Origin of the sequence: Bacillus sp. FSL H8-0547 (assembly GCA_038002745.1) — a bacterium.
Taxonomy (GTDB): domain Bacteria; phylum Bacillota; class Bacilli; order Bacillales; family Bacillaceae; genus Bacillus_P.
Map to the genome: position 1 here is coordinate 2929211 of JBBODD010000001.1, position 18919 is coordinate 2948129.

Sequence of the window (18919 nt, forward strand, 5' to 3'; positions counted from 1 at the left end):
AGGCTGTATAACGTGCAGCAGCGAGTGTTGAACGTATTGGAATTTCATAAAGTGAAGGAACAGCTTGTGAAGCATGCGTCGTCATCTTTGGCGAAAGAAAAAGCAGAAAAGCTGGTTCCTTCTACAAATGTAGAAGAAGTGAAAACCTGGCAGGAGCAAACCGATGAAGCAGCTAAAGTGCTGAGGCTTAAAGGGAATGTTCCGCTTGGCGGGCTGACCGATATCCGCAGCAGCATTAAGCGCGCTCAAATCGGCGGTATGCTGAATCCCCATGAACTGACAGAGATTTCGGGGACCCTCTATGCCGGCAAACAGATGAAGCGGTTTATTGAGGATATGATTGAAAGCGGAATTGAACTGCCTCATCTTGACGGGTTTGCTGCCCAAATTGAACCTCTGCAGGAACTCGAACAGGAAATTTCGCACTGCATTGGAGATAACGGAGAGGTGCTTGACGGTGCAAGCGACACACTGCGGTCGATCCGAACCTCCCTTAGAACAACTGAATCCCGGATAAGAGAGAAACTTGAATCGATGATCAGGTCGTCATCTGCCCAAAAGATGCTTTCTGATGCGATCATAACAATCCGGAACGAGCGGTATGTAATTCCGGTCAAGCAGGAATACCGCTCCGCTTACGGCGGAATTGTCCATGACCAGTCATCATCAGGAGCTACGCTTTTCATTGAGCCTCAGGTCATTGTTGATCTGAACAACACGCTGCAGCAGGCGCGGATGAAAGAAAAAATAGAAATTGACCGGATCTTAACAGATCTTTCTCTTAAAGTCGCGGAAGAATCTGAAGCGCTTCTTGTCAATGTTGAAGCTTTAAGCGAAATGGACTTTATGTTTACAAAAGCTGGCTATGCCCAAAAAATCAAAGCATCCAAGCCGGAAATGAACGGCAGCGGAAGAATCAAATTGTTCAAAGCGCGCCATCCTCTTTTAAATCCTGACGAAGTAGTCCCAAACGATATTGAGCTCGGGACAGACTTTTCCACGATTGTTATTACAGGACCAAACACAGGGGGAAAAACCGTCACGCTTAAAACCGTCGGCCTGTTTACGCTGATGGCTCAGTCAGGGCTTCAGATTCCTGCGCTTGACGGTTCAGAGATGGCTGTTTTTGAAAATGTGTATGCCGATATCGGGGACGAGCAGTCGATTGAACAGAGCTTGAGTACGTTTTCTTCCCACATGGTCAACATTGTGGATATTTTAAAACGGGTTGATTCTGAAAGTCTCGTGCTGTTTGATGAGCTTGGTGCAGGAACAGATCCGCAGGAAGGCGCAGCACTTGCGATTTCCATCCTGGATGAAGTTCATCACAGGGGGGCAAGGGTCATCGCAACGACCCATTATCCTGAGCTGAAAGCTTATGGATACAACCGCGAAGGCGTCGTGAACGCAAGTGTCGAGTTTAATGTGGAAACACTGAGCCCGACGTACAAGCTGCTGATTGGTGTGCCGGGACGAAGCAACGCATTTGAAATCTCAAAGCGCCTCGGACTCATGAATTCAGTGATTGAGCGGGCGAAATCCCATATGAGCGAAGACAGCAATGAAGTTGATTCTATGATTGCCTCGCTTGAAGAGAGCAAAAAACGTTCGGACTTTGAGCTTACAGAGGCAGAGCAGCTGAGAAAAGATGCAGAGGATCTGCATGCTGAACTGCAAAAACAAATACTCGAATTTAATGAAGAACGTGATAAACTGTTTGAAAAAGCAGAAAAAAAAGCAGCTGAAAAAGTGGAAGCTGCACAAGCGGAAGCAGAATCGATTATCCGCGAGCTGAGAAGAATGCAGAAAGAACATCGTACGGGCATTAAAGAGCATGAGCTGATCGATGCAAAAAAACGCCTGGAGGAAGCTGTTCCGGAATTTGAAAAGAGCAAAAAACCTGTGAAAACCGCCCCTCAGAAACACCGGTTTGAAGAAGGCGACGAAGTCAAGGTCATCAGCTTTAATCAAAAAGGCCATCTTCTCTCCAAAGTAGGAGAGGGCGAATGGCAGGTTCAGATCGGTATCCTGAAAATGAAAGTGAATGAAAAGGACCTTCAGTACATCAGCAGGCCAAAACCGGTTGAAACAAAGCCGCTTGCTGTGGTTAAGGGTAAGGATTATCACGTATCACTTGAGCTTGACCTAAGGGGAGAGCGCTATGAAAATGCCCTCATGAGGGTGGAGAAGTATATGGATGATGCTGTTCTTGCAGGCTACCCGCGGATTTCCATTATCCACGGAAAAGGTACCGGAGCCCTTCGCACCGGAGTACAGGAATACCTGAAAAAACACAGGAACGTGAAAAGCGCGCGCTACGGAGAAGCAGGAGAAGGCGGAACGGGTGTAACGATTGTTGAATTAAAATAGACATTAGGAGATCTTCGATGAATCAATTTTGGGAGAATGAATTCGTTCAAACAGCTGCGTATTACAGCGTGGTCATCTTATGCATTGTTGTCTTTTTGGCGATATTTGAAATTGTGACAAAGTACAACAACTGGGATGAAATTCAAAAAGGGAATCTGGCGGTTGCGATGACAACAGGAGGAAAAATCTTCGGAATAGCAAACGTCTTCCGCTTTTCCATCGGGCAGCATGATTCGCTGTTTGAAATGATCGGCTGGGGGATGTTTGGATTCGTCCTGCTGCTTCTTGGGTATTTTATCTATGAATTTTTAACGCCGAAATTCAGAATCGATGATGAAATCCAAAAGGACAACCGTGCTGTGGGCTTTATCTCAATGGTCATTTCCATCGGATTGTCCTACGTGATCGGCGCAGGGATATAAGGGGAGAAAACAGTGGAAACATTAGCAAAAGTACTTCTTGCCGTATGCGGCCTTTTCATCGCAGTTGGAATTATCTTTTTGGTCTTTTTTGCTTAAATTTGTGAAATCGAATATTAGCGGACTGCAGAGGAAGGGAGCGGCTGCAAACTTCTGATATTGGCCATGCGTACAAAAGCGCGCCAAAACAACCAGTCCCAGAAGAGAACCCGGATTTCATAACATGAATCCGGGTTTTTTTCATATAGTTAAATTAATAAAAAATATTCTATATTCTGAATATATCTTTGGTATACTTTCTATATAAGCCAAAAGTCATAATGGCAGCAAAGGGAGGAATGAAAATGGAAGTGCAAAAACCATGGCTTCATCTATATCCTGACGAAATACCCCACTACACAGAGTTTGACAACCTGCCTCTACAAGCCTATCTTACAAAAGCAGCAGATGAATTTCCGGCAAAAACCGCCATTCACTTCTTAGGAAAGGAGCTTACGTTCAGGGAAGTCCGCGAACAGTCTTTGAAACTTGCAGCCTACCTTCAGGAGCTGGGACTGAAAAAAGATGAGCGCGTTTCGATTATGCTCCCGAACTGCCCTCAGGCAGTCATTGCCTACTACGGCGTCCTTTTTGCCGGAGGAATTGTTGTTCAGACAAATCCGCTGTATATGGAAAGAGAGCTTGAATATCAGCTGAATGACTCTGACGCCAAATATATCATTACGCTCGACCTTCTCTATCCAAGGGTCTCAAAAATGAAAGCGTTAACAGGGCTTGAACACATCATCGCAACAAGCATCAAAGATTATCTTCCATTTCCTAAAAATCTGCTCTATCCGCTCGTGCAAAAAAAACAGAACCAGATTGTCGTCAAAATTGAGCATGGCGGACATACACACCAATTTAAAGAAATTATGAAAAGAGAGAATACAGAAGTAGATGCATTTGAAGTGAATGCAAAAGAGGACGTGGCTCTTCTTCAGTACACAGGCGGCACAACAGGTTTTCCAAAAGGTGTTATGCTGACGCACGAAAATCTGGTGGCCAATACGTCCATGTGCACATCCTGGATGTATCAGTGCAGGCGCGGCGAAGAATCTGTTCTCGGCATCCTGCCATTTTTTCACGTTTACGGAATGACTGCTGTCATGAACCTGTCCATCATGCAGGGATATAAGATGATTCTGCTGCCGAAGTTTGATGCGACGGATACGCTGAAAGCAATCGACAAGCTGAAGCCAACCCTGTTTCCGGGCGCTCCGACTATTTATATCGCCCTGTTGAATCATCCCGATCTTAAAAAATATGACCTTTCTTCCGTTGAGTCCTGCATAAGCGGATCCGCTCCGCTTCCGGTTGAAGTTCAGGAGCAATTTGAACGGGAAACCGGAGGGAAACTTGTAGAGGGATACGGTCTTTCAGAAGCATCTCCCGTTACACATTCCAACTTCCTCTGGTCGCACCGAAAAAAAGGAAGCATCGGAGTGCCGTGGCCAAGTACAGATTCTGTGATCCTCTCATTTGAAACCGGAAAACCGGCCGCATTTAACGAGCTCGGAGAAATTGCTGTCAGAGGTCCTCAGATCATGAAGGGATATTGGAAAAAACCTGAAGAGACGGCTGCTGTGATCAAGGATGGCTGGCTGCTTACAGGTGATATCGGCTATATGGATGAGGAAGGCTATTTTTATATTGTCGACAGAAAGAAAGATATGATTATTGCCGGTGGATTTAATATCTATCCGCGCGAGATTGAAGAAGTGCTTTACGAGCATGAAAAAGTGCAGGAAGTGGTCGTCGCAGGCATACCTGACCCGTACAGAGGGGAGACGGTCAAAGCCTACATCGTCCTGAAAGAGGGAGAAGAGGCAACCGAGCAGGAATTTGACGAATTTGCCCGCAAACATATGGCAGCTTATAAAATTCCAAGGATCTATGAATTCCGTCAGGAGCTTCCAAAGACAGCTGTCGGAAAGATTTTGAGGCGCTCTCTTGTTGAAGAGGAAAAAGAAAAGCTGAAAAATGCGAATTGATTCATCATTACTTATTAAGCATTAAGATTCCAGTGTACTGCAGTGGAAGGCTCCAGTCACTCCCCGCAGTAATCCTGGAGCGAAAGGGAACGGGTACATTGCAACAAGCAAGAATAACTTGAAACGGCCCCCCGAGTTGCTGCGGGGGTCTTTTCACGCTATGATGGAGAAACACTTCTAAAAGCTTTTACCGGGTTGCATCTTTTTCTTGACAGAAGAGCTTTGTCATTTTATGATGAAATTATGAATGATGATTCATTCATAATTTGAAAGGAAGAATGAACATTGAAGCAAAAACGACCAAAATACCTCCAGATCATTGATGCAGCTGTCATCGTGATTGCCGAAAACGGCTACCATCATGCACAGGTATCAAAGATTGCCAAGCAGGCTGGAGTAGCTGATGGCACAATCTATCTGTATTTTAAAAACAAAGAAGATATCCTTATCTCCCTCTTTCAGGAAAAGATGGGCGTGTTCATCGAAAAAATTCAACAAGAAATAGCAGGAAAAGACACGGCTGCGGAGAAATTATATATGTTGATAGAAAAGCATTTTTCTCTATTGGCAGAAGACCATCACCTGGCTGTTGTGACCCAGCTTGAACTCAGGCAGTCCAATAAGGAGCTTCGCCTGAGAATCAACGAGATACTCAAAGGCTACCTGAATATCCTTGACTCCATTATTCAGACTGGCAAAGATACCTCTGAATTCAGCGAGGATCTCGATGCAAGACTTGCAAGGCAGATGATTTTCGGAACAATTGACGAAACAGTCACAACCTGGGTTATGAACGACCTGAAGTTTGACCTCCCTGCACTTGCAGGAAATGTTCACAAACTCTTAATCAACGGCTGCGGCAGGGTGTAGCGTCACCCTCTGCGCCAACATGCACAAAAGGAGGCCTGCGCTGTGAGTTATTTAAAAGTCAAAGTAGAAGATTATGTTGCGGACGTAACCATACACCAACCTCCCGCAAACGCATTATCGTCCTATGTTTTGAAAGAGCTTTCATCACTGATGGATGGATTTGAATCAAACAAAGAAGTACGAGTTATTGTCATTCACGGAGAAGGACGTTTCTTCTCGGCAGGAGCTGACATTAAGGAATTTACGGCAGTGAAAAACGGCGAAGAATTTTCAGGGCTTGCCGCAAACGGCCAAGAGCTTTTTGAACGAATTGAGACTTTTCCAAAGCCGGTCATCGCTTCCATTCATGGAGCTGCCCTCGGCGGCGGTCTCGAACTCGCAATGAGCTGCCACGTAAGGCTTGTCACTGAAAACGCCAAGCTTGGACTTCCTGAACTGCAGCTCGGCCTGATTCCGGGATTTGCAGGGTCGCAGCGCCTGCCTAAATATGTAGGAGAAGCGAAAGCGCTTGAAATGCTGCTGACGAGCGAACCGATCTCAGGAACGGAAGCGGTGTCATTTGGACTTGCAAACCATGCTTTCCCTGAAGACTCTCTCGCTGAAGAGACAATGAAGCTTGCAAAGAAATTTGCAGCGAAAAGTCCGATAGCCGTTGCGGCAGCCATTGATCTGATCAACGCTTCTAAAACTCTTCCTTACCATGAAAGAGTAAAGAAGGAAGCCGGATATTTCGGCACCGTTTTTGAAAGTGCGGACGCCAAAGAAGGCATAAGTGCTTTTCTTGAGAAAAGACAGCCGCAGTTCAAGGGCGAATAAACGTCACTGATTAAACGTTACATACGTTTTTTCTATACAATTTAAATGCTTAACGTAAATAGGGGGATGGACATGAATATTTATGTAATCATGAAAAAAACGTTTGATACGGAAGAAAAAATAACGCTTCAAAACGGCAAAATCAATGAAGACGGCGCCGAGTTCATTATTAATCCTTACGATGAATATGCGATTGAAGAAGCGATTCAGATCCGCGATGCAAACAGCGGAGAAGTAACAGTTGTGACAATCGGCGGCGAAGAGGCTGAGAAGGAATTGCGCACAGCTCTTGCCATGGGGTGTGACAAGGCTGTTCTTATTAATACGGAAGATGATCTTGAAGACGGAGATCAGTTTACAACGTCAAAAATCCTTGCTGAATATTTCAAAGACAAGGAAGCAGATTTGATTCTCGGCGGAAACGTTGCGATTGACGGCGGTTCAGGCCAGGTAGGTCCTCGTCTAGCAGAACTCCTTGATATTCCTTATGTTACGACAATTACAAAGCTTGAAATCAATGGAAATCAGGCTACCGTTGTCCGCGATGTAGAAGGTGATTCAGAAGTAATCGAAACAGCTCTTCCTTTGCTAGTGACAGCACAGCAGGGACTGAACGAGCCACGCTACCCTTCTTTGCCTGGAATCATGAAAGCAAAGAAAAAGCCGCTTGAAGAGCTGGAACTGGATGATCTGGATCTAGAGGAAGATGACGTTGAACCGAAAACGAAAACAATCGAAATTTACATGCCGCCAAAGAAAGAAGCAGGAAAAGTACTTCAGGGCGAGCTTGATGCCCAGGTAAAAGAACTGGTATCACTTCTTCGCAACGAAGCGAAAGTCATCTGACAATCTGGACCAGCACGGAATTACTTTCTATCAAACGTATAACAGGGGGACTTATAATGGCACGAAAAGTACTGGTACTCGGAGAAGTACGTGATCAATCACTCCGCAATGTTTCTTTTGAAGCAATTGCTGCAGGCAAAACGATTTCAGAAGGCGGGGAAGTAACAGCTGTTCTTTTAGGGGAAAGCGTTGCTTCGCTTGCACAGGAAATGATCTACTACGGTGCAGACCGCGTAATTACGGTAGAAGACGCAAAGCTGACAACATATACGCCTGACGGTTATTCACAGGCTCTTCTGGCTGTAATTGAACAGGAAAAACCTGAAGGCCTGATTTTTGGCCATACAGCTCTTGGAAAAGATTTATCGCCCAAAATCGCTGCGAAAATCGGTTCTGGCCTGATCTCTGATGCAACGGATTTAGAAGTGACAGGCGGAAATGCCGTGTTCACACGACCGATCTACTCAGGAAAAGCGTTCGAAAAGAAAATTGTGACAGACGGAACAATTTTTGCTACAATCCGTCCAAATAACATTGCTCCTCTTGAGAAGGATGAATCAAGAAGCGGCGAAGTCTCTTCAGTCTCAGCTGATATCAAGGATCTTCGCACAGTTGTAAAAGAAGTGGTGCGCAAAGCAACTGAAGGCGTTGATCTCTCAGAAGCAAAAGTGATTGTTGCAGGCGGACGCGGAGTGAAAAGCACAGACGGCTTTAATCCTCTTAAAGAGCTTGCGGATGTTCTTGGCGGAGCGGTTGGCGCTTCCCGCGGTGCATGTGATGCGGATTACTGCGATTATTCCCTGCAGATTGGCCAGACAGGAAAAGTTGTCACTCCTGACTTGTACATTGCCTGCGGCATCTCCGGAGCCATTCAGCATTTAGCAGGTATGTCCAACTCAAAAATCATTGTTGCCATCAACAAAGATCCGGAAGCTAATATCTTTAAAGTGGCCGATTACGGTATTGTCGGTGACCTTTTTGAAGTCATACCGCTTCTGACAGAAGAGTTCAAAAAGCTTAAAGTTCATTCTTAAAAGACCATAAAACACGACCTCGCCCGTCGTGTTTTTATTTTCTCCAGTCCGGATATGTTTTTCATCAGAAAGTTGGGGAAAAGTATAAGTGAGCAAAAAATTCGCAGACCCAATTCTTTAATGCTATACTTCAGTTATTACTCGATTTATAGGAGGAAATTACAATGGCAATTACAAATGCAACAGATCAAACATTCACAGCAGAAACTAGCGAAGGCGTAGTCCTCGTTGACTTTTGGGCTCCATGGTGCGGACCTTGTAAAATGATTGCCCCGGTTCTTGAAGAACTTGATCAGGAAATGGGCGATAAAGTGAAAGTGGTTAAGCTTGATGTTGATGAAAACCAGGAAACAGCAGGCAAATACGGTGTTATGAGCATTCCTACTTTGCTTGTATTCAAAAACGGCGAAGTTGTAGACAAAACGGTTGGCTTCCAGCCTAAAGAAGCTTTGGCTGAACTTCTTAATAAACACGCATAATCGAAAACCTGCCTGAGATCATTCGGCTGGATCTTTCAAACTAAAAACCCAGGCTTACGAGCTTGGGTTTTTAGTTTCTCTTTCAAAAAAGGAGAAAGCGCTCCTCTCCGAATCAAAAAATATGTCAATTATTGCTCAGGAAATGATTGCCCCGCTGCATGTAAAGTATGCACGAATTCTCCTCTGACTGCGTCTGCAAATAAGCGTGCATATCTCCGCACGACTCACAGACAGGAAAATGGTACAATATTGGAATAAACCTTATTAATGGAGTGTCCGCAATGGAGCAATTGATAAAAGAAAAGCTGGCCGTTTTGCCGGATCAGCCGGGCTGCTATTTAATGAAGGACCGTTTCGGCACCGTTATATATGTCGGAAAAGCAAAAGTGCTGAAGAATCGTGTCCGTTCTTATTTTACAGGCTCACATGACGGGAAAACGCAGCGCCTTGTGAGTGAAATCAGAGATTTTGAATACATTGTAACCTCTTCAAATATAGAAGCGCTTATCTTAGAGCTGAACCTGATAAAAAAGCATGATCCAAAATACAATATCATGCTGAAGGATGACAAAATTTATCCGTTTATCAAAATCACCGGTGAAAGACATCCGCGGCTGATCGTTACCCGGAATGTTAAGAAGGATAAAGGAAAATACTTCGGGCCATACCCGAACGTACAGGCAGCAAGGGAAACGAAGAAGCTGCTTGACCGTCTCTATCCTTTAAGAAAATGCTCCACACTCCCTGATCGAGTATGCCTTTACTACCATATGGGACAATGCCTTGCACCCTGCGTCTACAATGTGACGCAGGAACAGAACAGGCAGATGGTGGACGAAATGACGCGCTTTCTTAAAGGCGGATTTAAGCAGATTAAAGAGGAACTCTCAAAGAAAATGCTGGCTGCATCAGAGAATCTTGATTTTGAACGTGCAAAAGAATACCGGGACCAGATCGCCCACATCGACGCCACGATGGAAAAGCAAAAGATGACGATGAATGATTTTGTTGACCGTGATGTGTTCGGCTATTCGTTCGACAAGGGGTGGATGTGCGTTCAAGTGTTTTTTGTAAGGCAGGGCAAGCTGATTGAAAGGGATATAGCCATGTTCCCGCTTTATCAGGAACCTGAGGAAGAATTCTTGACCTTCCTCGGCCAGTTTTACTCAAAGAGCAATCATATTCTGCCGAAAGAAATTCTGCTTCCGGACAGCGTTGACGGGGAAATGGCTGCTGAGCTTCTACAGGTTACGGCGACACAGCCTCAGCGGGGGAAGAAAAAGGATCTCGTTCTGCTGGCACATGAAAATGCAAAAATTGCCCTCAAGGAAAAATTCTCGCTGATCGAGCGCGATGAAGAACGAACGATAAAAGCGATTGACCAGCTGGGTGAAAAAATGGGCATTTATACGCCTGCAAGAATTGAAGCCTTTGATAATTCAAACATTCAGGGAACAGATCCGGTATCGGCCATGATTGTTTTCATTGACGGGAAGCCTGCCAAAAAGGAATACAGAAAGTATAAAATTAAAACTGTTAAAGGCCCTGATGATTATGAATCGATGCGGGAAGTTGTCCGCAGACGCTATACGCGCGTCCTGAAAGAAGAACTTCCGCTTCCTGATTTAATTATTATTGACGGGGGGAAAGGCCACCTTGCAGCAGCTCAGGATGTGCTTGAAAATGAGCTTGGCTTGACCATACCTGTAGCAGGCCTTGTAAAGGACGACAAACATCGAACATCCAACCTCATGGTCGGCAGTCCGCCTGAAATTGTGGAACTTGAACGAAACAGCCAGGAGTTTTATCTCCTCCAGCGCATTCAGGATGAGGTTCACAGGTTTGCGATTACTTTCCACAGGCAAACTCGGGGAAAGACCGCCTTTCAATCCATTCTGGATGACATACCTGGCGTTGGAGAAAAACGCAGGAAGGTCCTGCTGAAACATTTCGGGTCTGTGAAAAAAATGAAAGAGGCAAGTGTAGATGACATTATCGCTGCAGGCATGCCTTCAAATACCGCAGAATTAATCTATGAGAAACTGCAGGAAAAAGAAGAAGCATAAAATGTTCTTGCTTTAAGCAGTAAGGTTTGCTAAAATTTTAACTAATTTCATAAATCAGATCGTTTAGTTCGTTAAATGACGGTAGAGGTGCGGACTTCAAGAGTAGCGCGTCAGAGGAAAATGGATTCCTTTGAAGACGCGTGAAAGGGGAGCGCCGCCGAAGCAAAGAAAGAGCCATTTCTTCTCTTTGCTGGTTTTGCGTTTAAGAGACGCAGGATTGTCAAGAAAATGATGTTTTTCTTGGAGCGCTATCTCATTGTATGAATGAAGTTCCATTATTCGTTTATGCAAGCAATGAGATAGAGAATCTCATTGCTTTTTTGCGTTTTCCGGGATTCTCCCTTTTACTTGCTGACGATCAAATTAGACTTTAAATAAGACTTGAAAGGCGAGAGGCGATATGGGTTTAATTGTACAAAAATTCGGAGGCACATCTGTTGGTTCTCCTGAGAAGATCATGAATGCTGCAAACCGTGCAGCTGAAGAAAGACAAAAGGGGAACAGCGTAGTTGTCGTTGTATCGGCAATGGGGAAAACAACCGATCACTTAGTATCACTTTCCGCTGAAATCACTCAAAAGCCGAGCAAGCGCGAAATGGACATGCTTCTTTCTACAGGCGAGCAAGTGACCATTTCTCTTCTGACAATGGCTTTGCAGGCGAAAGGCTATGACGCTGTTTCCTACACAGGCTGGCAGGCCGGGATCAGCACAGAGCATGTCCACGGAAATGCGAGAATTTCCGGAATCGATACAGAGAAAATGGAAAAACGGCTTTCTGAAGGGAAAATCGTCGTTGTTGCCGGATTTCAGGGCTTCGCAGACGGCAGCGAGATTACGACTCTTGGACGCGGTGGCTCCGATACAACCGCAGTTGCATTAGCAGCAGCGCTGAAAGCGGACAAATGCGATATTTATACAGACGTCACGGGTGTATTCACAACCGATCCGCGTTTTGTAAAAGGCGCAAGAAAGCTTGAAGGAATTTCCTATGATGAAATGCTTGAGCTCGCCAACCTTGGAGCGGGTGTCCTGCATCCGCGAGCAGTTGAATTTGCAAAGAATTACGGAGTACCGCTTGAAGTCAGATCCAGCACAGAAGCCGAACGGGGCACGCTTATTGAGGAGGAAACAGATATGGAACAGAATTTGATTGTAAGAGGCATTGCATTTGAAGATCAGGTGTCAAAAGTGACGGTTTGCGGGCTGCAGAACGGATTGTTGGCTCTTTCCACCATTTTCAAAACACTCGCAAGCCACGGAATAAATGTGGATATTATTATTCAAAGTACATCAGACGCACAGATTGCTTCTCTTTCATTCTCCGTAAAAACAGGTGAGGTCGAAGAGACCGTGCACGTTCTTGAAACATATAAAGAGGAGCTCGGATTTGAACGGATCGAATTTGAAAACGGGTTGTCCAAAGTGTCGATCGTGGGGTCCGGAATGGTCTCAAACCCGGGTGTTGCGGCGGAAATGTTCCATGTTCTTGCAAAGGAAGGGATTGAAGTGAAAATGGTCAGCACGTCAGAAATAAAAGTTTCAACGGTGGTCGGCCATGCGGATATGGTGAAAGCGGTAGAAGCGCTTCACGATGCATTTGAATTATCAGAGCAGCCGGCAGGCGTATTTAACGCCAACTGACGGCTTTGATGAAAATGAAAAAAGGACGGGGATCATGAGTACCCGTCCTTTATTCGTTTTCAAACTCCATGTCTTTGTAGTCCCATTTCACAGTAAAGTGAACTTTGTCCGCACGTTTTTTAACATGCTCATAGGTTTCGGTGATCTGCTTGTTCATGCGCTGCACCTGCTGGGCAATAAAACCTGCTTCAAGCTGGAACGACGGTTCTTTCATCGTTTTAAATCTTGTCTGGATCAGTTCGCTCTGCAGCTGAAATTCCATTTCGTCTTTTTTCTTATGTACAAGTGAAAGGTTTCCAAAGCCTGCGAGCGAAAAGAAAGCAATCAGCTCGTCGATGGAATCTGCCGGATATTTCCGCGCAAGGCTTTTGCCTGCCCAGTACATCATGGAAGCGGACTCGCTCCCCAGAATGTCAGGAATAAGCACTTCTCTAAGGAGTTCATATGCAAACGCAGGCACCTGCATATCTCTGAGCTGTGCCGTGTCAATTTGTTCTTTCGTTTTTTTCACATTCTTCCCCTCTTTCTGATTTTATTATATATCAAGATGCGGCATGAGGCACATGCAATAAAAGTAAATTATCTGCCCGGCCAGCGCCAGATTAGTATTTCAAGAAAATAAAAATTGTTTGAAAACGAGATTTGTCACAAAATTAAAATTTATGAACACGTTTTCTTGACGCTGTAACGCGTGAGGAGTACAATAAATTTGTCACATTTTATCATACAATGTTTATTTTTTTAAAAGATTGCCGGGAATAGGAGAAACATTAAAAAAAAGATTTTAAGATTACTAGGGGGTTATGTTGAGATGGCTGGAAACAGAGAGTATTTGAACCGAAGACTTCATTCCTTGCTTGGAGTGATTCCGGTTGGCGTCTTCTTAATTCAGCATCTTGTTGTAAATAACTTTGCAACAAGAGGAGAAGAAGCATTTAACAATGCTGCACATTTTATGGAAAGCTTGCCGTTTAGAATTGTTCTGGAGACATTTATTATATTCCTCCCGCTTTTATACCATGCAATCTACGGAATTTACATTGCGTTTACAGCAAAAAACAACGTAAGCAAGTTCGGATACTTCCGCAACTGGATGTTCATGCTTCAGAGAATCTCAGGTGTTATTACGCTTATTTTCGTTTCATGGCACGTCTGGGAAACTAGAATTGCAGCTGCCTTTGGCGCAGAAGTGAATTTTGACATGATGGCCTCTATTTTCAGCAATCCATTCATGATTGTTTTCTACGTAGTTGGTGTTGTATCAACAATCTTTCACTTTGCAAACGGCCTGTGGTCATTTGCTGTGAGCTGGGGAATTACAGTCACTCCTAGATCACAACTGATCTCCACTTACGTGACAATCGCACTTTTCCTTGCATTGTCCTACGTTGGAGTAAGCACTATTTTTGCATTTGTTTGATGAGTATTAGAATCAAAGGGAGTGGGCCAGATGAGTAAAGGAAGAATTATTGTCGTCGGAGGCGGTTTGGCAGGCCTGATGGCAACCATCAAAGCAGCAGAATCCGGCGTTCATGTAGATTTATTTTCATTAGTACCAGTTAAGCGCTCTCATTCCGTTTGTGCACAAGGCGGAATCAACGGCGCTGTTAATACAAAAGGAGAAGGCGATTCTCCGTGGGAGCATTTTGATGATACGGTTTACGGCGGGGATTTCCTTGCCAACCAGCCTCCTGTAAAAGCGATGTGCGAAGCGGCTCCGTCAATCATTCACTTGCTTGACCGCATGGGTGTCATGTTCAACCGTACGCCTGAAGGGCTTCTTGACTTCCGCCGTTTTGGAGGAACGCAGCATCACCGCACGGCATTTGCCGGTGCAACGACAGGGCAGCAGCTTCTTTATGCGCTTGATGAGCAGGTCCGCCGCTATGAAGTGGCAGGTCTTGTGACAAAGTACGAGGGCTGGGAATTCCTTGGAGCGGTTGTCGATGACGACGGTGTGTGCCGAGGCATTACCGGACAGGATCTAACAAGCATGGAAATCAAATCATTCCGTTCAGACGCTGTCATCATGGCAACGGGCGGACCTGGAATCATCTTCGGAAAATCAACAAACTCTGTCATCAACACCGGATCAGCAGCTTCCATCGTCTATCAGCAGGGTGTTCACTATGCAAACGGCGAGTTCATTCAGATTCACCCGACAGCTATTCCGGGAGATGACAAGCTTCGCCTGATGAGTGAATCAGCTCGCGGTGAAGGCGGACGCGTCTGGACGTACAAAGACGGGAAGCCATGGTATTTCCTTGAGGAAAAATATCCTGCATACGGAAACCTTGTTCCGCGTGATATCGCAACACGCGAAATCTTCGATGTGTGCGTCTCTCAAAAGCTCGGCATCAATGGCGAGAACATGGTCTATCTGGATCTGTCTCATAAAGATCCGAAAGAGCTTGACATTAAGCTTGGAGGCATCATCGAAATTTATGAAAAATTCATGGGTGATGACCCGCGCAAGCTTCCAATGAAAATCTTCCCTGCTGTTCATTACTCAATGGGCGGTCTGTGGGTTGACTATAACCAGATGACGAATATTCCGGGCTTATTTGCTGCGGGAGAATGTGATTACTCCATGCACGGCGCAAACCGTCTTGGTGCGAACTCCCTTCTTTCAGCCATCTACGGCGGAATGGTGGCAGGACCCAAAGCGGTTGACTATATCAGCGGCTTAGATGCTTCTGCAGAAGATCTTTCATCTGCTGTATATGACGCTCACGTGAAGCAGGAAGAAGAAAAATGGCAGAACATCATGAACCTTGACGGAACGGAAAACGCCTACGTGCTTCATAAAGAGCTTGGCGAATGGATGACAGACAATGTAACGGTTGTCCGGTACAACGACAAGCTTCTGAAAACCGATGAGAAAATCCAAGAGCTGATTGAACGCTATCAGAATATCAATATTAATGATACGGCGAAATGGAGCAACCAGGGTGCTACGTTTACCCGCCAGCTTCAGAACATGCTTCAAATGTCCCGCGTCGTGACATTGGGCGCCTACAACCGCAACGAAAGCCGCGGAGCGCATTATAAGCCAGAATTCCCTGAACGTAATGATGAAGACTTCCTTAAAACGACGATGGCTACGTTTGCCGGTCTGACAGCTGCTCCTAAGTTCCACTACGAAGAAGTGGACGTCAGCTTAATCGAACCGCGCAAACGCGACTACTCGAAGAAGAAAAAGGGGGAATAAGAAATGAACAGTGAAAAGAAAGTAGTTCGTTTTATTATTACTCGCCAAGATCAGCCCGGTGCTGCCCCTTATGATGAAACATTTGAAATTCCTTACCGTCCGAATATGAACGTGATCTCCGCGCTGATGGAGATCAGAAGGAATCCTGTGAATTCTGAGGGAAGAGAAACAACGCCGATCACTTGGGATATGAACTGTCTTGAAGAGGTATGCGGAGCCTGTTCTATGGTTATTAACGGCAAGCCGCGCCAATCATGTACAGCACTTGTCGACCAGCTTGAACAGCCTATCCGCCTTCAGCCGATGAAAACATTCCCTGTTGTGCGCGACCTTCAGGTTGACCGCAGCAGAATGTTTGACTCCCTTAAGAAGGTAAAAGCGTGGATTCCGATTGACGGAACATACGACCTTGGACCTGGCCCGCGTATGCCTGAGAAAAAACGCCAATGGGCATATGAGCTTTCAAAATGCATGACGTGCGGAGTTTGCCTTGAGGCATGCCCGAACGTTAACAGCAATTCTGATTTCATCGGACCGGCTCCTCTTTCACAGGTTCGTTTGTTTAACGCTCATCCAACAGGCTCATTGAACAAATCCGAGCGTCTTGAAGCGATTATGGGTGACGGAGGACTTGCAAACTGCGGAAACTCTCAAAACTGCGTGCAATCATGTCCGAAAGGAATTCCTTTAACGACTTCTATTGCTGCGCTGAACAGAGATACTACGTTCCAGGCATTCCGCAATTTCTTCGGAAGCGATCAAGTCTAAGCAATAAGAATGAAAACACCTCTTTAAATAAGAGGTGTTTTTTACATATCATCAAAGAAAAGAGGAACAGCCATGAACAAAATTCCCTATATCACAATGCCGCTGCAGGAGTGGAAGGATACATTTGCCTTTCATCACCCGCTAAAGGTTCGCTTTTCCGAAACAGATATGTTCGGTCATATGAACAACACGGCACCGATTGCATACTTTGAAGAAGCACGGATCGAGTTTTTTAAACATGCAGGCCTGATGGAGAACTGGCTGAAAAAGGACGGGGAGCTGATTCCTGTTGTGGCCGACATCCAGTGCGATTACATCAGACAGGTGTTTTTCGATGAGGAGCTCTTGCTGTATGTCAAAGCTGCATCTGTTGGAAATTCGTCTGCCGAGCTCCATTACTGCGCCGTAAATAAAAAAAGGGAAGTCTGCTTTACAGGACGAGGAACCGTTGTGCAGATATCGAAATACAATGGAAAAAGTGTACCATTTCTGAATGCGGAAAAGAAAATGCTCATAGGTTCTGAGGTCTTTGCCACATAAAAAAATAGACACCTAATTTCACGAATCAGCTAAAGTAACAGTCACCGCCAATACAGAGTGCACATACTATATGTTGACTAATCTTATACCCATTCGTTAGACCGGCTCGCACCTAGCAAGGAGGGTTACCATTCTTGAAAGAGAAAGAGTTTCAATCAAAGCCACTACTCACGAAAAGAGAGAGAGAAGTTTTCGAATTATTAGTACAGGATAAAACGACGAAAGAAATAGCGGGCGAGCTCTTCATTAGTGAAAAAACAGTTCGGAACCATATTTCCAATGCGATGCAAAAGCTTGGAGTAAAAGGAAGATCACAGGCAGTTGTTGAGCTTCTTCGTATGGGTGAACTTGAGCTCTAATACGTACCGGCTGACCTTATTTTAGGCTGGCCGGTTATTATTTCTGCCGGGATTTTTTCTTGTAATGACTGTCAGCTAAAATATCAAACTTGCATTTTTGTGTGAAAACATAGAAAATGGATATGATACGCACACTACTAGTGTATATTCTGCTCCGTGCGGTCAGATTGAATGAGTGAGGGTTGCTGATGACAGTTCATAATGATGTATTAAGTGATAAAATGGTGGCTGACCTGGAAAAATCCTTAAGGCATATTTCTGTGATGGTGAAGCAGAGAGGCCGGGAGATCCTGAGTCAATTCCCAATTACACCGCCTCAGTTTGTGGCGCTGCAATGGCTTTCAGAACACGGCGACATGACAGTCGGTGAATTATCCAACAAATTGTACCTAGCATGCAGCACTACGACTGATCTGGTTGACCGGATGGAGAAAAACAAACTTGTCGTGCGCGTGAAAGATCCAAATGACCGCAGAGTGGTAAGAGTGCACCTTCTTGCAGAAGGGCAGCGCATTATCGAAGAAGTTATTCATAAGCGGCAACAATACTTAAAAAACGTAATCAGAAATTATGATATGCAGGAAATAATTCAGCTTGAAAGCTCATTGACGAAACTGCACCTAGAAATGAGAGAAGAATGAGGCGATTTTTTGAACAGAGCAATCGGCGTCATTGATTCCGGTGTCGGCGGCCTGACCGTTGCGCGGGAAATTATGAGGCAGCTACCAAATGAAGACATCATCTATTTAGGTGATACAGCAAGATGTCCCTATGGTCCAAGACCGATTGAAGAGGTTCGGGCTTTTACATGGCAAATGACGAATTACCTCGTCTCTAACCATCATATTAAAATGCTTGTGATTGCGTGCAATACGGCAACGGCCATTGCCCTTCAGGAAATTCAGGATGAGCTTGATATCCCTGTTGTCGGCGTTGTGTTCCCGGGTGCCCGCACAGCCATTAAAGTGACTAGAAACAACCGCATCGGCGTCATTGGAACGGTCAATACGGTCTCAAGCGGCGCGTACGAAAAGGCACTGAAGACCATCAAGAAGTCAGTGACGGTTGAAAGCCTTGCCTGTCCTGCGTTTGTTCCGCTTGTTGAAAGCGGGGACTTTGATAATGACTATGCGGTCTCAATTGTAGAGGATTCCCTTTTTCCGCTGAAGGACCATCCGATCGATACACTTATTCTCGGCTGCACGCATTATCCGGTTCTGAAAGACCTGATCGAGAACTATATGGGACCAAGAGTGAAAATTATCAGTTCAGGAGACGAAACAGCCCGTGAGGTAAGTACGATCCTGTCTTATAAGAAAGCATTGAATGAATCGCAGGAAGAAAACCATCACCTCTTCCTGACAACCGGATCTAAGGATCTCTTCCAGCGCATCGCTTCGCAGCTGTTTGAAGAGCCGGTGAAAAATGTTCAGTCCATTGCGCTTTAAACAAGGTAACCGTCAGCA

Annotated in this window: 18 protein-coding genes and 1 riboswitch; of the genes, 17 read left to right on the plus strand and 1 reads right to left on the minus strand. The window is 45.1% G+C overall.

What is annotated here, in order from left to right; translation table 11 throughout:
* Positions 1 to 12: 12 nt before the first annotated feature.
* From MHB63_14410 to MHB63_14455, 10 genes are all read left to right on the plus strand, one after another.
* Positions 13 to 2370, plus strand: coding sequence for an endonuclease MutS2 (locus MHB63_14410; protein MEK3807712.1), 2358 nt, complete (start codon positions 13 to 15; stop codon positions 2368 to 2370).
* Between the two features lie 17 nt (positions 2371 to 2387).
* On the plus strand, positions 2388 to 2792 hold the full coding sequence (locus MHB63_14415; protein MEK3807713.1) for a DUF350 domain-containing protein: 405 nt from the start codon (positions 2388 to 2390) through the stop codon (positions 2790 to 2792).
* Between the two features lie 341 nt (positions 2793 to 3133).
* Positions 3134 to 4822 carry an AMP-binding protein gene (locus MHB63_14420; protein MEK3807714.1) on the plus strand — a complete coding sequence of 563 codons (1689 nt, stop codon included), beginning with the start codon at positions 3134 to 3136 and terminating at the stop codon, positions 4820 to 4822.
* Between the two features lie 285 nt (positions 4823 to 5107).
* Positions 5108 to 5692: a TetR/AcrR family transcriptional regulator gene (locus MHB63_14425; protein MEK3807715.1), complete on the plus strand. Its 585-nt coding sequence runs from the start codon at positions 5108 to 5110 to the stop codon at positions 5690 to 5692.
* A gap of 42 nt (positions 5693 to 5734) precedes the next feature.
* On the plus strand, positions 5735 to 6508 hold the full coding sequence (locus MHB63_14430; protein ID MEK3807716.1) for an enoyl-CoA hydratase: 774 nt from the start codon (positions 5735 to 5737) through the stop codon (positions 6506 to 6508).
* A 72-nt stretch (positions 6509 to 6580) separates the two neighbouring features.
* Positions 6581 to 7354 carry an electron transfer flavoprotein subunit beta/FixA family protein gene (locus tag MHB63_14435; GenBank protein ID MEK3807717.1) on the plus strand — a complete coding sequence of 258 codons (774 nt, stop codon included), beginning with the start codon at positions 6581 to 6583 and terminating at the stop codon, positions 7352 to 7354.
* Positions 7355 to 7410: 56 nt separating this feature from the next.
* Positions 7411 to 8388, plus strand: a complete 978-nt coding sequence (locus MHB63_14440; GenBank protein MEK3807718.1) for an electron transfer flavoprotein subunit alpha/FixB family protein — start codon at positions 7411 to 7413, stop codon at positions 8386 to 8388.
* 164 nt (positions 8389 to 8552) lie between these two features.
* Entirely contained in the window at positions 8553 to 8867 is a 315-nt protein-coding gene (trxA, locus tag MHB63_14445) for a thioredoxin (GenBank protein ID MEK3807719.1), read from the plus strand.
* A gap of 281 nt (positions 8868 to 9148) precedes the next feature.
* Complete coding sequence (uvrC, locus tag MHB63_14450) at positions 9149 to 10933, plus strand: excinuclease ABC subunit UvrC (GenBank protein MEK3807720.1); 1785 nt, start codon at positions 9149 to 9151, stop codon at positions 10931 to 10933.
* A gap of 74 nt (positions 10934 to 11007) precedes the next feature.
* Positions 11008 to 11192, plus strand: a riboswitch (Lysine riboswitch).
* A 141-nt stretch (positions 11193 to 11333) separates the two neighbouring features.
* On the plus strand, positions 11334 to 12575 hold the full coding sequence (locus MHB63_14455) for an aspartate kinase (protein ID MEK3807721.1): 1242 nt from the start codon (positions 11334 to 11336) through the stop codon (positions 12573 to 12575).
* Positions 12576 to 12624: 49 nt separating this feature from the next.
* Here MHB63_14455 and MHB63_14460 read toward each other — a convergent pair whose 3' ends face one another.
* Positions 12625 to 13041 carry a YslB family protein gene (locus MHB63_14460; protein MEK3807722.1) on the minus strand — a complete coding sequence of 139 codons (417 nt, stop codon included), beginning with the start codon at positions 13039 to 13041 and terminating at the stop codon, positions 12625 to 12627.
* A gap of 345 nt (positions 13042 to 13386) precedes the next feature.
* Here MHB63_14460 and MHB63_14465 point away from each other — a divergent pair, with 345 nt between their 5' ends.
* The 7 genes from MHB63_14465 (at position 13387) to racE (ending at position 18901) form a co-directional block, all read left to right on the plus strand.
* Complete coding sequence (locus tag MHB63_14465) at positions 13387 to 13995, plus strand: succinate dehydrogenase cytochrome b558 subunit (GenBank protein ID MEK3807723.1); 609 nt, start codon at positions 13387 to 13389, stop codon at positions 13993 to 13995.
* A gap of 30 nt (positions 13996 to 14025) precedes the next feature.
* Positions 14026 to 15786, plus strand: coding sequence for a succinate dehydrogenase flavoprotein subunit (sdhA, locus tag MHB63_14470; GenBank protein MEK3807724.1), 1761 nt, complete (start codon positions 14026 to 14028; stop codon positions 15784 to 15786).
* Positions 15787 to 15789: 3 nt separating this feature from the next.
* Positions 15790 to 16554, plus strand: a complete 765-nt coding sequence (sdhB, locus tag MHB63_14475) for a succinate dehydrogenase iron-sulfur subunit (GenBank protein MEK3807725.1) — start codon at positions 15790 to 15792, stop codon at positions 16552 to 16554.
* Positions 16555 to 16626: 72 nt separating this feature from the next.
* Complete coding sequence (locus MHB63_14480; protein MEK3807726.1) at positions 16627 to 17094, plus strand: acyl-CoA thioesterase; 468 nt, start codon at positions 16627 to 16629, stop codon at positions 17092 to 17094.
* Between the two features lie 134 nt (positions 17095 to 17228).
* Complete coding sequence (gene gerE / locus MHB63_14485) at positions 17229 to 17453, plus strand: spore germination transcription factor GerE (GenBank protein MEK3807727.1); 225 nt, start codon at positions 17229 to 17231, stop codon at positions 17451 to 17453.
* Positions 17454 to 17641: 188 nt separating this feature from the next.
* The gene (locus tag MHB63_14490) at positions 17642 to 18094 is read left to right on the plus strand and encodes a MarR family transcriptional regulator (GenBank protein MEK3807728.1); all 453 of its coding nucleotides are present in this window, start codon (positions 17642 to 17644) and stop codon (positions 18092 to 18094) included.
* 9 nt (positions 18095 to 18103) lie between these two features.
* Positions 18104 to 18901, plus strand: coding sequence for a glutamate racemase (racE, locus tag MHB63_14495; GenBank protein MEK3807729.1), 798 nt, complete (start codon positions 18104 to 18106; stop codon positions 18899 to 18901).
* Positions 18902 to 18919 lie beyond the last annotated feature (18 nt).

What these genes read in the sequence shown, in the direction of transcription:
- uvrC (MEK3807720.1), top strand. Translation starts at nt 9,149, where the DNA reads ATGGAGCAATTGATAAAAGAAAAGCTGGCCGTTTTGCCGGATCAGCCG.
- MHB63_14435 (MEK3807717.1), top strand. Translation starts at nt 6,581, where the DNA reads ATGAATATTTATGTAATCATGAAAAAAACGTTTGATACGGAAGAAAAA.
- sdhB (MEK3807725.1), top strand. Translation starts at nt 15,790, where the DNA reads ATGAACAGTGAAAAGAAAGTAGTTCGTTTTATTATTACTCGCCAAGAT.
- MHB63_14460 (MEK3807722.1), bottom strand. Translation starts at nt 13,041, where the DNA reads ATGCAGGTGCCTGCGTTTGCATATGAACTCCTTAGAGAAGTGCTTATT.
- MHB63_14455 (MEK3807721.1), top strand. Translation starts at nt 11,334, where the DNA reads ATGGGTTTAATTGTACAAAAATTCGGAGGCACATCTGTTGGTTCTCCT.
- MHB63_14490 (MEK3807728.1), top strand. Translation starts at nt 17,642, where the DNA reads ATGACAGTTCATAATGATGTATTAAGTGATAAAATGGTGGCTGACCTG.
- MHB63_14465 (MEK3807723.1), top strand. Translation starts at nt 13,387, where the DNA reads ATGGCTGGAAACAGAGAGTATTTGAACCGAAGACTTCATTCCTTGCTT.
- MHB63_14480 (MEK3807726.1), top strand. Translation starts at nt 16,627, where the DNA reads ATGAACAAAATTCCCTATATCACAATGCCGCTGCAGGAGTGGAAGGAT.
- sdhA (MEK3807724.1), top strand. Translation starts at nt 14,026, where the DNA reads ATGAGTAAAGGAAGAATTATTGTCGTCGGAGGCGGTTTGGCAGGCCTG.
- MHB63_14440 (MEK3807718.1), top strand. Translation starts at nt 7,411, where the DNA reads ATGGCACGAAAAGTACTGGTACTCGGAGAAGTACGTGATCAATCACTC.
- MHB63_14415 (MEK3807713.1), top strand. Translation starts at nt 2,388, where the DNA reads ATGAATCAATTTTGGGAGAATGAATTCGTTCAAACAGCTGCGTATTAC.
- MHB63_14420 (MEK3807714.1), top strand. Translation starts at nt 3,134, where the DNA reads ATGGAAGTGCAAAAACCATGGCTTCATCTATATCCTGACGAAATACCC.
- trxA (MEK3807719.1), top strand. Translation starts at nt 8,553, where the DNA reads ATGGCAATTACAAATGCAACAGATCAAACATTCACAGCAGAAACTAGC.